This window comes from Kineosporia corallincola (genome assembly GCF_018499875.1).
GTDB lineage: Bacteria > Actinomycetota > Actinomycetes > Actinomycetales > Kineosporiaceae > Kineosporia > Kineosporia corallincola.
In genome coordinates this window covers 251,017-266,690 of record NZ_JAHBAY010000007.1, presented here as the reverse complement: position 1 = coordinate 266,690, position 15,674 = coordinate 251,017, and the positions used below count along the sequence as shown (strand labels likewise).

Genomic DNA, 15,674 nt, shown 5'->3' with positions numbered 1-15,674 from the left:
CCGTGACGGGCTCCTCGTCGTCCTCGATTTGAAGGAAGCTCAGGCCTCTTCGCCGGCGAGCGCCGCGCAGCAGGTGGTGATCAGCATGCGCGACACCACGTACGGGTCGACGTTGGCGTTGGGGCGGCGGTCTTCGAGCCAGCCCTTCTTGGCCTTCTCCACGGCCCACGGGATGCGGATGGAGGCCGAGCGGTCGGAGGCGCCCCAGCTGAAGGACTTGTAGCTGGCGGTCTCGTGGGCGCCGGTCAGCCGGTCCTCGATGCCCGCGCCGTAGGCGGCGACGTGCTCGTCGGCCTTCTTGCCGAGCGCCTCGCAGGCGGTGACGATGGCGTCGTAGCTCTCCATCGTGGCGGCGGTGGAGAAGTTGGTGTGCGCCCCGGCGCCGTTCCAGTCGCCCTTCACCGGCTTGGCGTCGAACGACACCTCGACGTCGAAGTCCTCGGCGATGCGGTGCAGCAGCCAGCGGGCGACCCAGATGTGGTCACCGATGAGCGGCGCGGGGAGCACACCGATCTGGAACTCCCACTGGCCCATCATGACCTCGGCGTTGGTGCCCTCGATGGCCAGGCCGGCCTTGATGCACGCCGCGGCGTGCTTCTCGACGATCTCGCGGCCGTACATCTTGCCGCCACCGACACCGCAGTAGTAGGGACCCTGCGGAGCCGGGTAACCGACCGCGGGCCAGCCCAGCGGGCGGCCGTCCTGGAAGAACGTGTACTCCTGCTCGATGCCGAAGTTCGGGCTCTGGTCGGCGTACTTCTCGGCCGCGGCGACGCAGGCGGCGCGAGTGTTGGTGGGGTGCGGGGTGAAGTCGGTGAGCTCGACCTCGCAGAGCACCAGTACGTCGTTCTCGCCGCGCAGCGGGTCGGGACAGGTGAACACGGGACGCAGCACGCAGTCGCTGTTCTCGCCCGGAGCCTGGTTGGTGCTGGAGCCGTCGAAACCCCAGATCTCCGGCTCCTGGCCGTCGGCGACGATGCGCGTCTTGCTGCGCATCAGCGGGGTCGGCGCGGTCCCGTCGATCCAGATGTATTCGGCCTGGTACGGCATGTCGGCTCCTCGGTTCCTCTTCAGGTACCGGGTCCGGATGCTCGCGCGTGGAGCACCCGGACCCGGCAACTCTCCTGGTCCGACCTTTGTCGGCGGATGCTGCCGAACGATTGCCGGAACATGAAGAACTGATTTCCCCGGTTACGGGAGTGTGTCATGCGGAAAGGTTCCGCTCAGTCCCTGCCTCCCGGCGTGCCCGATATCACGCCCTCGAACCGCGCGTTCTGGCCCCGCTGGGTCTCCTCGGCCGGCTGTGGCACCGGGGCCTCGGGCAGCCAGCGGCCCAGGGCCCGGTCGAGCACCCGGGCGAAGTCGTCGCTGCGGCTGGCCGCGAGCGGGCCGAGGATGGCCAGCACCAGCACGTACCCGGCGACGAACGCGGTGATCCGCGGGTCCAGCCCGGCCACCGCCGCCATCGAGGCCAGGATCAGCGCGAACTCACCCCGGGCCAGCACCGTGAGCGACACGAAACTGGCCTTCTCCGGACCGAATCCGTAGATCCTCGACGACAGCGCACCGGCGGTCAGGTTGCCCACCACGGTGACCACGATGGCGATCGAGATCGGGAGCCACACGCTGAGCACGTCACCCGGGTCGATGGTCAGGCCGAAGGTGAAGAAGAACAGCGCGGCGAAGGCGTCACGCAGCGGGTGCACCAGCTTCTGGATGCGCACGCCGGCCTTGCCCGAGCCGAGGATCAGCCCGATCATGAACGCGCCGATCGCGTCGGACACACCGAGCTTCTCGGCCACCCCGGCACTCAGCACGGCCAGGCCGACGAACGTGACGATCAGCAGTTCGTCGTCGCGGGTGTCGACCAGCCGGCCGACCAGCGTGGCTCCCCAGCGGGCGATCGCGGTGAGCACCACCAGGAACCCGAACGCGATGCCGAACTGCTGGGCGGACTCGCCGAAACCGCTGGCGTCGCTCAGAACCGGCTGCAACAGAGCCAGATACAGGGCGAGGAAGACGTCTTCCACCACGATGATGCCGAGCACCAGCTTGCTCTCCGGGCGGCCGAGCCGGCCGGTCTCGACGAGCACCTTGGTGACGATGGCCGAGCTGGAGATGCCGATCACGCCGGCCAGCACGAACGCCTCCCGGCTGCCCCAGCCCAGGGCGAAGCCGAAACCCAGCCCGAGGCCGACATTGATCAGCAGGTACAGGCCACCGGCGGCGAGCAGCCTGCGGCCGCCGCCGATCAGGTCGTCGAGGTGGAACTCCAGGCCCAGGTAGAACAGCAGCAGGATCAGGCCGAGCGAGGACAGCAGGGCGAACTCGGTCGGGTCCTCGACCAGCGCCAGGCCCGGGGTGTTGGGGCCGAGCAGCAGCCCGGCGAGCATGAACAGCGGAATCGTGGGCAGGCCGAAGCGGCGGCCCAGGCGGGCGGCCAGGCCGGCGGCGAGGAACGCGCCGCCGAGGGCCATCAGGGTTTCTGCGAGGTGCATGGGCAGTCCTTACGTCTCGCGACCGGAGGGGACGTGGGCATAGGGGTCGACGGATGTCCGCGTCACCGGGCGTCTTTCCGAACGCTGGTCCTGATCGGTCGCTTCCGGCGTGTGATCGGGACGGTCGGGCCAGAACCGCTCCAGCGCGATCGCCAGCGGGGCGGCGGTGAACACACTGGACGCGGTGCCGACGACCAGCCCGATGAGCAGGGCCAGGGCGAAGTCGGTGAGCGAGTCGCCACCCAGCACGGTGAGGGCGGCGAGGATGAACATGGCCCCGAGGCCGGTGTTGATGGTGCGCGGAACCGTTTGCAGCACAGCGCTGTTCACCACCGAGGCGAACGACGCGCCGGGCCTGGCCCGGCGCATCTCACGCACCCGGTCGAACACGACGACGGTGTCGTTCACGCTCAGGCCGATCACGGTGAGGGCGGCGGCGAGGAACACGCCGTCGATCGGTTTGCCGAGCCAGGCGAACACCCCGACCACCACCAGTACGTCGTGAAACATGGTCACAGCAGCGGCTATTCCGAAGGTCCAGCGGAATCTGACGGCGAGATAGAGCATCTGGGCCAGGATCGCCGCACCGAGCGCGATCAGCGCCTTGGTGCGCAGCTCGTCGCCCAGGCTCGGCCCGATCAGCTCGTCGGTCTCCTTGCTCACCTCGCCGCCGACCCGGGCCAGGGACTGCTCGATGGTCAGGGCCTGGGCGTTGGTCAGCTCCTCGGTGCGCACGCTGATGGTCTCGGCGGCCCCGCCGGTCGGCGACGAGGTCTGCACCACGGCCCGCGGGAAACCGGCCTCGCTGACCGCTTCTCGCGCCTGGTCGGCGGTGATCGCCTGGCTGGTGCTGAAGGTCAGCAGCCGGCCGCCGGTGAACTCGACGCCGAGGTTGAGCCCCCGCACCACGATGCCGGCCACCGACACCATCACGATCGCGGCCGAGATGCCCAGCCAGATGCGACTTCTGCGCATCAGGTCGGGTCCGCTGGCCGCCAGCCACCGGCGCAGCCGGCCGTTGCCCGCCAGCCCGGAGACCCGGGGACGGCCGCGCACGAAGCTGCGCCGCACCGCCCACTCGGTGAGCACCCGGGCCACGATCAGCGCGGACACCATCGAGGCCACCACACCCACCGACAGCGTCACCCCGAACCCGCGCACCGGTCCGGAGGCCAGGCCGAACAGCAGGCCCGCCGCCAGCAACGTGGTGACGTTGGTGTCGATGATCGCGGTCCAGGCCTTGTCGAAGCCGGTCTTCAGCGCCCCGGCCAGCCCGCCCCGGGCCGTGCGCCGTTGCGGGGGCACCGAGGCGAACTCCTCCCGGGCCCGCTCGAACACCAGCACGTTGGCGTCGATCGCCATGCCGATGGCCAGCACGAAACCGGCCAGGCCGGGCAGGGTGAGGGTGGCGCCGAGCAGCACCAGGAAGGCGTACGAGATCAGTGCGTAGCCGGCCAGCGCCAGCGTCGCGAGGAACCCCACCACCCGGTAGACCAGCGTGATGAACAGGCCGGTGAGGATCAGGCCGATGACCGCCGCCCGGATCGAGGCGTCGATCGCGTCCGCACCCAGCGTCGGGCCGACGGTGCGCTGCTCGATCACCTCGACCGGCACCGGCAGGGCACCGCCCTTGATCAGCACGGCCAGGTCCTGCGCCTGCTCGGCGGTGAACCGGCCGGTGATCTGGGTGCTGCTGCCGGTCATCCCGACGCCGCAGGCCACCGACGGATCCACCTGCGGTGACGAGATCACCTCGTCGTCCAGCACGATCGCGATCCGGCGCTGCGGGTCGCCGGACACCGCGCAGGCTGCCTCGGCGGTCAGCGTTCGCCAGGCCTGCGCGCCGGCGTCGCGGAAGTCGACCGTGACGAACCAGCCGGTGCCCTGCGACGGGTCGGTCAGCCCGGCGGCGTCGCCGACGCCCTCACCGGTCATCACCGAGGAACCGATCACCAGCGGCAGCCCGTCCTCGTCGACGAGACGCCGCTGTCCCTCCTCCAGGTCGCCCTGCGCCTCGGCCGAGACGACGGGGTGGAAGGTGAGCTGGGCGGTGCGGCCGATCACCTCGGCGGCCTCGCTCGGGTCCTGCACCCCGGGCAGCTCGATGATGATCCGGTTCTCGCCGGACCGGGTGACGGTCGGATCACTCACGCCGAGCGCGTCGATCCGGTTGCGCAGCACGCTCAGGGCCCGGTCGGTGGCCTCGGCGTTCGCCTCGACCGTGTCGGTACTGCTGGCCTGGAGCACGATCTGGGTGCCGCCGCGCAGGTCGAGCCCCAGGCGTGGGGACATCGTCAGCGCGACGAAGAGTGAGGTGGCGACGACGGCGAGGGCGACGACCGCGCGCACCACGGGGACAGCTCGCATGGCTCCTCCGGGTAGGGGTGAGAGACACCCCTACCCGTGCGTGAGGAGGGGTGTTTAGATGCCGTACCCGGTGGCAGGTGGTGCGCGACCACGGTGCGAAATGCTCACCGTGGTCGCGATGACCTCGGCGGACGCGTCGATCGGCAGGTCGGTCAGATCGACGGGGAAGAGTGAGCCGCGCGTGGTGAGGGCGGCGGGGACGTCGGGCGAGCCGCCCGGATGATGGATGTCGGTGCTCTGCCCGAGCGCGGCCACCGCGGACCGGTGCTGGGCGCCCTGCCCCGCGGAGCGGTGCGACAGGGGCGAGACGGTGGCCGTCGGCCGGCCCCTGAGCTGGGGCGACGAGGGCAACGAGTCGGTGGACAACGGTGTGGACGACGCGGGGCCGGGGCCCGGCTCACCCGGGCTCGCGGCACCGGCGACCGGGACGGCACGCATGGTGTCGCCGGTGTTGCGGGCCATCGTGCTGGTGACGCTCAGCAGCGTGAGGACGACGGCGGCAAACGTGATCAGCACGGCGGCGGCTCCGGCCGGGCGCAGGCTGATACGTGGCGTCATCGGCGCCAGTCTACCCGTGACGTCCGCCCGGCTCGCGGGCCGCCCGCGTGAACCTGGGAACGGGCTGTGCCCGGCCCCCGATCAGGCGATCAGGCGATCAGGCGGTCAGCGCGTCCCACACCCCGGCCAGCTCGCGCCGCAGCTCCGGGTCGGTGAACGTGCAGTCCGGCCCACGGTCGCGGCCGGTCACCATGGTGCGCAGGCAGGCCGACCGCACCAGCACGGCCCCGACGTAGCCGAGCACCACCTCCAGCGTGGCCAGGGCGCCGGCGCCCCGCCCGGTGTTCGCCACGTCGATCCAGACCACCGGCTTCTCGTAGAGCTGGGCGCCCTTCACCGTCCACTCCAGCAGGTTCTTCAGGCTGCCCGGGACGGTGCCCGCGTACTCCGGCACGCAGAACACCACGGCGTCCGCCGCCTCGATGCGGGACCGCAGGGCGGCGACCGGCCCGGGCAGCGGCGGCTCGTCGTCGTCCGGGTTGAACGCCGGCAGCCGGGACAGCCCGTCGTACAGGTCCGTCGTGTGGCCGGGCGGTGTCAGGCCGGCGAGGGTGCGCAGGGTGGCGGTGTTCCCCGATGCCGCCCGGGTGCTGCCGGAGATCAGAAGGAGGTGCGTCACACGTCCCAACCGTAGAACAGCCGCTCCACCACGGTGCGGGCCCTCCGGGTCACCCGCTGGTAGTCGTCGTCGAGCCGGCCCGCCGACGCCGGGGGGTAGCCCATGATCCGGGCCACGCCGTCGAGCGCGGTGTAGTTGGCCGGAGGCACGTCGCTCGCGTTGCCCTTCCACAGCGTGATCGCGTTGCGGAACCGGGCGGCCAGACGCCAGGCCTCGGCCAGCACCTCGCCGTCCACCGGTTCGACCAGACCGGCGGCGACCGCGGCGTCGAGGGCCGCCATCGTGCCGGTGACACGCAGCCCGGGCACCTCGTGGGCGTGCTGGAGCTGGACCAGCTGCACCGTCCACTCCACGTCGGCCAGCGCCCCGCGGCCGAGCTTGAGGTGACGGTGCGGGTCGGCGCCACGGGGCAGCCGCTCCGACTCCACCCGGGCCTTGATCCGGCGGATCTCCATCAGCGCGGCGTCGGTGAGCCCACCCGGACGCCAGCGCAACGGGTCGATCAGCTCGACGAACTCCTGGCCCAGCGCGACGTCTCCGGCGATCGGCCGGGCCCGGGTCAGGGCCTGCGCCTCCCAGGCCACCGACCAGCGCGCGTAGTAGTCGCGGTAGGAGGCCAGCGAGCGCACGAGCGGGCCGTTGCGGCCCTCCGGGCGCAGGTTGGCGTCGACCGCCAGGGCCGGCTCCGGGCCGGTGGCCGAGAGCAGGCGGCGCAGTTCCGAGCACAGGTCGACGGCGGCCGCCTGGGCCTCGTGCGGCGCGGTGCCGGGCAGCGGGTCGGCCACGAACATCACGTCGGCGTCGCTGGAGTAGCTGTTCTCCCGCCCGCCCAGCCGGCCCATAGCGATCACCGCCATCCGCACCGGCAGGTCGCCCCGCCGGGCCCGCACCGAGTCGGCGGCCGCCACCAGCGCGCCGTCGAGCGCCGCCACCGCGCAGTCGCTGAGGGCGTGGCCCACGGTGTCGATGTCGGTGAGCCCGGCGACGTCGGCCACCCCGGTGCGGATGGTCTCGCGCCGCCGCACCGCCCGCGCAGCCATCGCCCCGCCCACCGGATCGCCCTCGTGCCGGGCCGCGCCCTTGCGCACGGAGGCGATCATCGACTCCAGCGGCTGGGGCTGGAGCACCTCGTCGGTCTCCAGCAGCGCCACCGCCTCCGGGCTGCGCTGGAGCAGCTCGGCCACCAGCTGGCTGGACGACAGCACGTGGGCCAGCCGCTCGGCCGCGGCGCCGGAGTCGCGCAGCATCTTCAGGTACCAGTGGGTGGAGCCGAGGGCGTCGGACAGGCGGCGGAAGTCGAGCAGCCCGGCGTCCGGGTCGGCGCCGTCGGCGAACCAGCCGAGCATCACCGGCAGCAGCTGCCGCTGGATCGCCGCCCGCCGGGACACCCCGGTGGTGAGGGCGCTCAGGTGGCGCATCGCCCCGGCCGGGTCGCGGTAGCCGAGCGCGGCCAGCCGCACCCGCGCGGCCTCCGGGGTGAGCCGGGCCTCGTCGCTGCTGAGCTCGGCCGCGGCCGCGAGAAGCGGCCGGTAGAACAGCTTCTCGTGCAGCCGCCGGACCTCCCGGGCCTGCTTGCGCCAGAGCGTGGTGAGCTGCCCGCCCGGGTCGGCGCGGAAGCCGAACTCCCGCCCCAGGCGCCGTAGGTCGGCCTCGCCGGTGGGCACCACGTGGGTGCGCTGGAGCCGGAACAGCTGGATGCGGTGCTCCAGCGAGCGGAGCATGCGGTAGGCCCGGTCGAGCTCCGCGGCGTCGGCCCGGCCGACATAGCCGAAGGTACTCAGGGCTTCCAGGCCGAGCAGGGTGTTCGCCGTCCTCAACCGGGTGTCGATCCGGCCGTGCACCAGTTGCAGCAGCTGCACCGAGAACTCCACGTCGCGCAGGCCACCCGCGCCGAGCTTGAGCTGCCGGTCGGCGTCGGGGCCCTTCAGCTGCTCCTCCACCCGGCGGCGCATCGCCTGCACGTCGGGCACGAAGTTGTCGCGCTCGGCGGCCTGCCAGACCAGCGGCTCGATGCCGGCCAGGTACCGCGCGCCCAGCTCGGCGTCGCCGGCCACCAGCCGGGCCTTCAGCAGCGCCTGGAACTCCCAGGTCTGCGCCCAGCGCTCGTAGTAGGCCAGGTGACTGGCCAGGGTGCGCACCAGCGGGCCCTGCCGGCCCTCCGGCCGGAGGTTGGCGTCGACCGGCCAGAGTGTGCCCTCCGGCGTGACTTTCGAGCAGACCAGGCCGAGAGTGCTCGCCAGCCGCGTGCCTTCGCTGATCGCCTTCTGCTCGTCGGCGCCCTCGGGGGCCTCCACCACGTAGATCACGTCGACGTCGCTGACGTAGTTCAGCTCGCGCCCGCCGCACTTGCCCATGCCGATCACCGCGATCCGGCAGTTCGCGCCGTGGCCGGGCAGCACACCGCGGGCCACCGCGAGCGCGGCCTCCAGCGCGGCGGCGGCCAGGTCGGCGAGGATCGCGGCGACGGTGGGCACGATCGCCAGCGGGTTGTCGGCGGCCAGGTCACGCGCGGCCAGCCCGAGCAGGCGACGGCGGTAGGCCACCCGCAGCGCGTCGGTGGCCTGTTCCTGCGGCAGCTCGCCGACCGGCACCGCGGCGTCCGGGTCGGCGCCCACCGCACGCAGCAGCTCGGCCCGCAGCTCGTCGCCGGTGAAAGACGAGAAGGGCTGCGGCGGAACGCCTTCGAGATATTCCCGGGCATGCCCGTGATGGTCGGCGGTGTGGTCGGGCACCTCGCCGAGACGGACCGCGGGCAGGTCGTCGCCGCCCAGCTCGCCGTCGATCACCGGCCACTGCCAGGGATGGCGCACCAGGTGGTCGCCGAGCGCCCCGGACCCGCCGAGCACGGCGAACAGACGGCGCGCGGTCAGCTCGTCGCGGGCCAGGGCGTGCGACAGCTGCGCCACCGGGCCGTCGCCGGCGGCGAGCCGCTCCAGCACCTCCGGGGTGAGACCGCCCAGCCCGCCGGGTACGCGATCGGTGAGGGCCAGCGACTCGACCATCCGGCCGAGGGCGGCCAGGGCCAGATCCGGATCGGGGCACTCGGCCAGAGCGGCCAGGAGTTTCTCGCCGGGGGGCGGTATCTCGCCGGTGAACCCGTCCGGCTCGGCCGGTGGCTCGGCGGCCAGCAACTCGGTCATCGCGGGGGTGCCGAGCACCCGCTCGGCGGCGGTCGGGTCGGCGAACCCGAACCGGGCCAGCCGGGCGGCGAAACTTACCTGACGCGCAGTCGTCACCCGACCACCGTAATGCGGTCGCCCACCGCGCGGGGAGGGAGCCGGTCCCTCCGGCGGGGGCGGGGCAGGCGTCGGAGCGCAGCCTCGCGAGGCATCACGGGGCGCGGCGCAGGGGGGGCATCGATCTTTTTTGACACCACCCTGCCGGCCATGGTGGTGTCAAAAACGAACCAGCCCTCCCGCTGCCGTGCCGGGCCGGTCACCCGACGACGGCGCGAGGTGGGACCGGCAGACTCCAGCGGGCCTCTCAGCCGGGGAAAGCCGGTTGCAGCGCGCTCACGAACGCCGCCGCGTGCGCCTGCGCCACCCGGGCCTGGGTCTGCTCGGCCGCCCGCACCGGGGCCAGCAGGGCGGCCGCGGACGGCACCGCGCCGGACGCCTCGGCCCGTGCCGCCCACACCGCGAACCCGTCGCCGCTGACCTCCGGGTGGTACTGCACCGCCCAGGCGTTCTCTCCCACCCGGAAACCCTGGTGCGGATAGACCTTTCCGGTCACCAGCAGCTCGGCGTCGGGCGGCAGGGCGGTCACCGCGTCGTGGTGGAAGTGCCGCACCTGCCACGGCCCGGACCCCAGCCGGTCGCCGACCGGGCCGAAGAACGGGTCGGCATCGGCGGCCGGCAGAACGGTCACCGGGTTCACCCCGGCCTCCAGACCGGCCGCGCCGCGTTCCACCCGTCCGCCGCAGGCCAGGGCCAGCAGCTGGGCCCCCAGGCAGATGCCCAGCGTGGGCACGTTCCGCGCCACCGCCCCGGCCAGCAGCGCGCGCACGGCGGGCAGCCAGGGCGCCACCTCGTCGTCCCAGGCCGCCATCGCCCCGCCCAGCACCACCAGCCCGTCGTACCGGTCCAGGTCACCGGGCACCGGATCGCCGCGGTACGGCCTGACCGTCTCGGCGTCAACGGTGGACGACGAGAGACCGGCCCCGAACAGCGCGGGCGGGCAGGCACTCTCGTGCTCGACGATCAGGACCGGCCGAACCTCAGCCGCCCCACCGTATGCTTGATTCCGCACCGTCCACCGCCCTCTGATTGCTTGTCCGGCGCCTCTGTTCGCCCCGGGCGATCCACGCTCTCGCCATTGATCGCCCGTCCACCATGACAACTCGATAGTGTGCAGTGTGGCCACGACGTCTACAACATCGTCCTCCGACTTCGCAGGCGCCGGTATGCGACACCTCGACGACGGGAATCACTTGGAAGCCTCCGCACGTCACGCCAATGCCGATCATCTGGCTGGGCTGGCGGCGGAATGCCTTCTGAAAGCCATACTGCTCGACTTCCTCGGTGGCCGGATGGGCAGGATCAAACCCGAGACCGTCACACCGGAGGGTCGTGTCGTCGAGTACGGGCACCTGCCTGACGTGTGGGACCACCTCGCCCTGCACGCCCAGGGCCGCTCCGGCGCGCAGTTCCTGACACTGATCAGTTCGGACAATCCGTTCCGCGGCAGCTGGCAGGTCTGGGACCGCTACGCGAACGGCACAGCCGTCACTCCCGAGATCTGCCGCAGCCACCTCGAGGCCGCGACAACCGTCGCCCGGCTCCACCAGCAGGCCCAGCTCGACGGTGGCCTGTCATGACCATGAGATTCGACGACGCCTGGGCGTACGTCCGCACCCGGCTCCCGGAACTCAGTGCCTCCGGATCAGATGTGGTGGCACTACGCGACCTCGCCGGAAGAATCACCGTCGTCATTGACGACAGGGCCAGGCCGACGACGCCCGAGCAACTGGACGGGTGGCGAGCCCGACTGCGTGAAGCCCTCGGCGAGTACGCCTCACCCATGACCGTCGCCGTGGCCGGCGCTCTGATCGATCCGGACGACATCTTCCGGAGCCGCGATCTCGTGCTCCTCGACGAGCGCACCGGGGAAGCCGGGTTCACCGCTGTGCTGGAGCGTGGAATCGTGGGCGCCGACTGGCTCAGGGTGAAGGCCGACCCCGCTTCCCGACGGGTCACGCTGTACGGCTTCAAGGGTGGTGTCGGGCGCACGTCGGCCACCTTCCTGCTCGCCGAGCGCCTGGCGGAGACCGGTCGCTGTGTCCTGGTCGTCGACCTCGACCTGGAGTCTCCCGGGATCGGGCCGCTACTCCAGACCGAGACAGAGGCAGCCAATTACGGTCTGGTGGACTTCCTGATCGAGGCCGCACTCGGAGACCACGCGACCGAACTGGATGTCGTGGCCCGCAGCAACAAGATTCAGGTCAAGGGCAACGGCGAGGTGTGGGTCGCCCCGGCGCGAGGCCGCCCCCGGGCCGGCTATTCTTACCTGCCGAAACTGAACCGTATCTATGCCGACCTCACCACGGCGGCCGGCGGCCGGGCGACCTTCGCAGACAGGCTGGACGCGGCGATATCGTTCTGCGAGGCCCAGGTGGGATCCCTCAGCCGCCGGCCGGACGTCGTGCTGCTGGACAGCCGTGCGGGAATCCACGACGTCGCCGCTGCCGCGATCAGCCGGCTGAGCGATCTGACCTTTCTGTTCGCCACTGACAACGAGCAGACATGGACCGGGTACGGAGACCTCTTCCAACAGTGGGCCGACGCCGACCGGGCGACCGTCATCCGGGAGCGTCTCCGCACCGTCGCCGCCCTGACGCCGCCGGGATCGGCGAGCACGTATCTGTCCCGGTTCCGCGACCGCGCACAGGACTGTTTCGCCACATCCCTGTACGACGACGCCACGACCTGGGACGCCGAAGCTTTCAACCCCGCTCCCGACGATGTCACGGCGCCGCACTACGCCGTCCCGATTCTCTTCGTCGGGGAGATGGTCGGGCTGGATCCCTCAGCCCGGGCGAACTGGCAGGAATCAGAACTGATCAGGGCAGCGTTCCGTGAATTCCTCGACTGGGCCGCCGAACTCGCCGTGGGAGACACGAATGACTGAACTGACCTCGTCCGAGTACCGCAGCCTGATCCAGTCGTCGGTCCCCACCACGGTCGACGCCGATACCAAGGATCCCGACTTCGCCGGTCTCTTCACGCCCGACAACCACCGTCTCGCCCTCGACCCGGACGTCACTCTGGTGCAGGGCGCCCGGGGTTCCGGAAAAACGGTGTGGTTCAAGGCCTTGCACCGGGAAAACCTGCGCAGCCTGGCTGCGGTCGAGTACCGGCTCGAATCGCTGCGGCGCATCCAGCCGCTGAGCGGGTACGGATCAGAACGCCAGCCGGACTCGTACCCCGGGCCGTCCGTACTGCGAGCCCTTCTCGCCGACGGCCGGCAGTCGACGGCGATCTGGACCGCGGTGCTGCTGCAAGGACTGCGCAGCGCACCTGTGGTCTCGGCGGCCACCTGGGCGGAGAAGGTCCGGTGGGTCGAGGATTCACCGGAAGACCTGGAACGGGAGCTGGCCGCCGCCGACCAGCGGCTGGCTGCCGAGAACCGGCAGTCACTGATCCTTTTCGACGCCCTGGACCGGCTTCACGAAGACCGTGAACAGGCCAACCATCTGATCGAAGGCATCCTACGACTCGCCCTCGACCTGCGGACCGGGTACCGGCGGCTGCGGGCCAAGATCTTCATCCGCCCCGACATGCTCACCGCGTCGTCGTTCACCTTCGCCGACGCCTCCAAGCTCATCGCCAACGCCGCCGAGCTCACCTGGTCGGAGACCAACCTCTACGGTCTCTTCTTCCACCATCTCGGCAACGGCGATCCCGAGCTCTCCGCCCGGTTCCGGCAGCACTCCGCGCCTGGGACCTGGCTTCTTCAGCCCGCCGAGGAAGACGCCGAGGAACGCTATGTCATGCCCACCCGGGTGGCGAGCGACGCGACCAGCCAGCGCGAGTTGTTCGTCGGGATCGCCGGGCCTTACATGGGCCTGGACCACCGCAAGGGCCACACCTACTCCTGGCTGCCGAATCATCTGATGGACGGGTCCCGGCAGGTGAGTCCAAGGAGTTTTCTCAGCGCTCTGTCGAACGCCGCGGAGAACACCGCCAGTCGGTACGGCGGCCACTCGTATGCCCTGCACTACGACGCGATCCGGTCGGGGGTCCAGCACGCGTCGCAGATCAGGGTCGGCGAGATGCGCGAGGACATCCCCTGGGTAGGCGTCGCGGTGGAGGAGCTGGCCGGCCTCCAGGTGCCGATGGAACGCGAGATCCTGGTGGAACGCTGGGCCGGGGAATCGTTCTGGGAACGGGTCGCGCCCGTTTCGCCCGACGACGAGGACTCCGACGACGACATCCGGACAGGGCCCAGGGCACGCACACCCGACGGTCTGATCGACGAGCTGAGAAACCTCGGGGTGATGAGCTTTCGTTCAGACGGGAGGATCGACCTGCCTGACGTCTATCGCATCGCCTTCGACATCGGCCGTAAGGGCGGCGTTCCACGCGTCCGACGGCGCTGACGTCACACTGACCTCATGAGGTGCCGGCCCGGTAGAGGGCCGAGATCTCCGTCGCGCTCAGCGCCCGGTCCCACACCGCGGCCTCGTCCACCGTCGTGCCCACGGCCGACTCGCTGAAGCCCGGGGCGCCGACGGTGACCCGGGCGGTGGTGGAGACCAGCTGCCCGGCGCCGGTCACCGGGGTCGAGCCGCCCAGCACGCCGTCGCGGTAGACCCGCACGGTCGAGCCGTCCCAGGTGCCCACGTACAGGTGCCAGGCGTGGTCGGACGGGATCGGCGCGTAGGCCACCGGCCGCGACGGGCTGCCCGCGGTCAGGTCGAACAGCAGGCGCATGGAGGTCTGGTCGGCGCTGAGGGCCAGCATGTAGCTGACGCCGCCCGACCCGGCGTAGGCGTACTTCGCCACGATCCGGCTGCTGGCGGTGGACCCGCCGGCGGGCATCTTCACCCAGGCCATCACGCTGATCGGGCCCCGCAGGTTCAGTGTGGCCGGGGAGGCTGCCGTCTGGGCTCCCTGGGCGTTGGTGTTCAGGCCGAGGGCGTGCCCGGGGCTGCCGTACAGGGCCCCGGTCAGGCCGACGGTGGGGCTGCCCACATAGGTCATCGGGTTGCCGCCGACGGCGTCGGCCACCGTCGTGCCCGAGGTCTCGTCGAGCGGCCAGTACGAGACCGGGCCCAGGTCGCGCACCTGCTGGGGAAACGCCTGCCAGTCGCCGGTGCCGAAGCTGAACCCGGTGTCGGTGGCCGAGGTGAACTGCGCGGCGCTGGCCGGCAGCACGGCCGTGAGCCCGAGGCAGCCCAGGCACAGGCCGGCGACCAGCATCACGGGCCGGTGCCGCCGCAGCCGGTCCCGCCGTAACCGATCCTGCCGCAACCGATTCTGCCCCAGCCGGTCCCGGCGCAGCCGCCTCCGCCGTAGCACGCATCCCGCCACCAGCACCGTGCCGCCCAGCAGCACGATTCCGGTGGCGGCCGGGTGCAGCACCGGCAGACCGGCCAGCGGCACGCGCACCCGGGCACGTCCCAGCACCGCGCCGGCCGGTACCGGGCCGGCGTCGTCCACCAGGTTGGCGTCACCGCGGGTGCGGTAGGCGCGCCCCTCGTCGTCCACCGTGGTGATCCGGTGGGTGACCAGCGCCCCGGTGCCCGGCCGGCGGTAGGTGACCACCTCGCCGACCCGGGCCGGCCGGGCCCCGAGAGGGGCCACGAGCAGCACGTCGCCGGCCCGGACGGCCGGGGCCATCGAGCCGGAGACCACGGTGACCGGCTGCCAGCCCAGCAGCCGGGGTACGGTCAGCACCGCCCCGACGATCAGGACGAACCCGAGGACGACGCCCAGCAGCGCCGCCCAGCACCCGCGCGCCATCCTCAGACCCGGGCTTCCCAGGTGAAGGTGCCCGACGCGACCGCGTTGCGGGCCGCCACCGTGTTCCGCACCGACGCGGTGAACCGGTAGGTGCGGCTGTCCGGGGTGGCCGAGGGCTCCCAGCTGCCCACGCCGGAGGCGAACGACGAGGCCGCGGTGGCGAAGGAGGCGAGCGTGCCGGTGTACAGGCCGGGCGTGGTGGGGCTGAAACCCGAGCAGTCGCCGGACGATCCGCCGGTGCCCTCGTCGACCGTCAGGTCGAGCTGACCGGCCAGCGTCCCGCTCGCGTCGGCGTACAGCCGGATGCGGGTGCCGGAGGTGACCGAACCGGTGTAGGTGACCAGGATGCACCGGGTCAGCGTCTGGCCACCGGTGAGCACGCCGTCCCGGGTGCTGTCGAACAGCGCGCTGCCCGCGTCGTCGTCGGTGACCGTCACGCTGCCCGCACTCCAGCTGCTGCTGTTCGTGGTGGTGTCGCCGAACATCGCGCCGGTGGTGCGCCAGAGCGTTCCGGTGCACAGCAGCGCGCCCGCCACGGCACCGGCCACCACGATCCGCACCGGCATCCGGCGACCGGCGGCGGTGTCTGACATGCGGCTGCGAACTCCTGAACCGGCCTCGGCGTCCCCGGTGAGGACAGCCTCCTGCTGGATCAGTCGCTCGGAACCC

12 protein-coding genes are annotated in these 15,674 nt (G+C 71.7%); 3 read left to right on the top strand and 9 right to left on the bottom strand.

What is annotated here, in order from left to right; genetic code table 11:
* Window positions 1–39: 39 nt before the first annotated feature.
* The 7 genes from glnII to KIH74_RS18665 all read right to left on the bottom strand — a co-directional run bounded on the left by glnII (window position 40) and on the right by KIH74_RS18665 (window position 10,290).
* On the bottom strand, window positions 40–1,050 hold the full coding sequence (gene glnII, locus KIH74_RS18695; RefSeq protein WP_214157255.1) for a glutamine synthetase GlnII: 1,011 nt from the start codon (window positions 1,048–1,050) through the stop codon (window positions 40–42).
* A 173-nt stretch (window positions 1,051–1,223) separates the two neighbouring features.
* Entirely contained in the window at window positions 1,224–2,498 is a 1,275-nt protein-coding gene (locus KIH74_RS18690) for a cation:proton antiporter (RefSeq protein ID WP_214157254.1), read from the bottom strand.
* Between the two features lie 9 nt (window positions 2,499–2,507).
* On the bottom strand, window positions 2,508–4,865 hold the full coding sequence (gene secD, locus KIH74_RS18685) for a protein translocase subunit SecD (protein WP_214157253.1): 2,358 nt from the start codon (window positions 4,863–4,865) through the stop codon (window positions 2,508–2,510).
* 54 nt (window positions 4,866–4,919) lie between these two features.
* Entirely contained in the window at window positions 4,920–5,423 is a 504-nt protein-coding gene (locus KIH74_RS18680; RefSeq protein ID WP_214157252.1) for a hypothetical protein, read from the bottom strand.
* Window positions 5,424–5,520: 97 nt separating this feature from the next.
* Window positions 5,521–6,042, bottom strand: coding sequence for an NADPH-dependent FMN reductase (locus KIH74_RS18675; RefSeq protein ID WP_214157251.1), 522 nt, complete (start codon window positions 6,040–6,042; stop codon window positions 5,521–5,523).
* A complete protein-coding gene (locus KIH74_RS18670; protein ID WP_214157250.1) occupies window positions 6,039–9,278 on the bottom strand; it encodes a bifunctional [glutamine synthetase] adenylyltransferase/[glutamine synthetase]-adenylyl-L-tyrosine phosphorylase in 3,240 nt (1,079 codons plus the stop codon). The genes KIH74_RS18675 and KIH74_RS18670 overlap by 4 nt, the downstream gene beginning before the upstream one ends.
* A 247-nt stretch (window positions 9,279–9,525) precedes the next feature.
* On the bottom strand, window positions 9,526–10,290 hold the full coding sequence (locus KIH74_RS18665) for a type 1 glutamine amidotransferase (RefSeq protein WP_214157249.1): 765 nt from the start codon (window positions 10,288–10,290) through the stop codon (window positions 9,526–9,528).
* A 154-nt stretch (window positions 10,291–10,444) separates the two neighbouring features.
* On the opposite strand from KIH74_RS18665, the gene KIH74_RS18660 reads away from it, so the two are divergent.
* The 3 genes from KIH74_RS18660 to KIH74_RS18650 all read left to right on the top strand — a co-directional run bounded on the left by KIH74_RS18660 (window position 10,445) and on the right by KIH74_RS18650 (window position 13,639).
* Window positions 10,445–10,858 (top strand): hypothetical protein, encoded by a 414-nt coding sequence (locus tag KIH74_RS18660; RefSeq protein WP_214157248.1) that lies wholly within the window; start codon window positions 10,445–10,447, stop codon window positions 10,856–10,858.
* Between the two features lie 326 nt (window positions 10,859–11,184).
* The gene (locus KIH74_RS18655; RefSeq protein ID WP_214157247.1) at window positions 11,185–12,168 is read left to right on the top strand and encodes a KGGVGR-motif variant AAA ATPase; all 984 of its coding nucleotides are present in this window, start codon (window positions 11,185–11,187) and stop codon (window positions 12,166–12,168) included.
* Entirely contained in the window at window positions 12,161–13,639 is a 1,479-nt protein-coding gene (locus KIH74_RS18650) for a hypothetical protein (protein WP_214157246.1), read from the top strand. Before KIH74_RS18655 ends, KIH74_RS18650 begins: the two co-directional genes overlap by 8 nt.
* Window positions 13,640–13,652: 13 nt before the next feature.
* On the opposite strand, the gene KIH74_RS18645 is transcribed toward KIH74_RS18650, so the two are convergent.
* Together KIH74_RS18645 and KIH74_RS18640 are read right to left on the bottom strand one after the other, a co-directional pair.
* The gene (locus KIH74_RS18645) at window positions 13,653–15,005 is read right to left on the bottom strand and encodes a signal peptidase I (protein WP_214157245.1); all 1,353 of its coding nucleotides are present in this window, start codon (window positions 15,003–15,005) and stop codon (window positions 13,653–13,655) included.
* A gap of 2 nt (window positions 15,006–15,007) precedes the next feature.
* Window positions 15,008–15,598: a hypothetical protein gene (locus KIH74_RS18640; protein ID WP_214157244.1), complete on the bottom strand. Its 591-nt coding sequence runs from the start codon at window positions 15,596–15,598 to the stop codon at window positions 15,008–15,010.
* Window positions 15,599–15,674 lie beyond the last annotated feature (76 nt).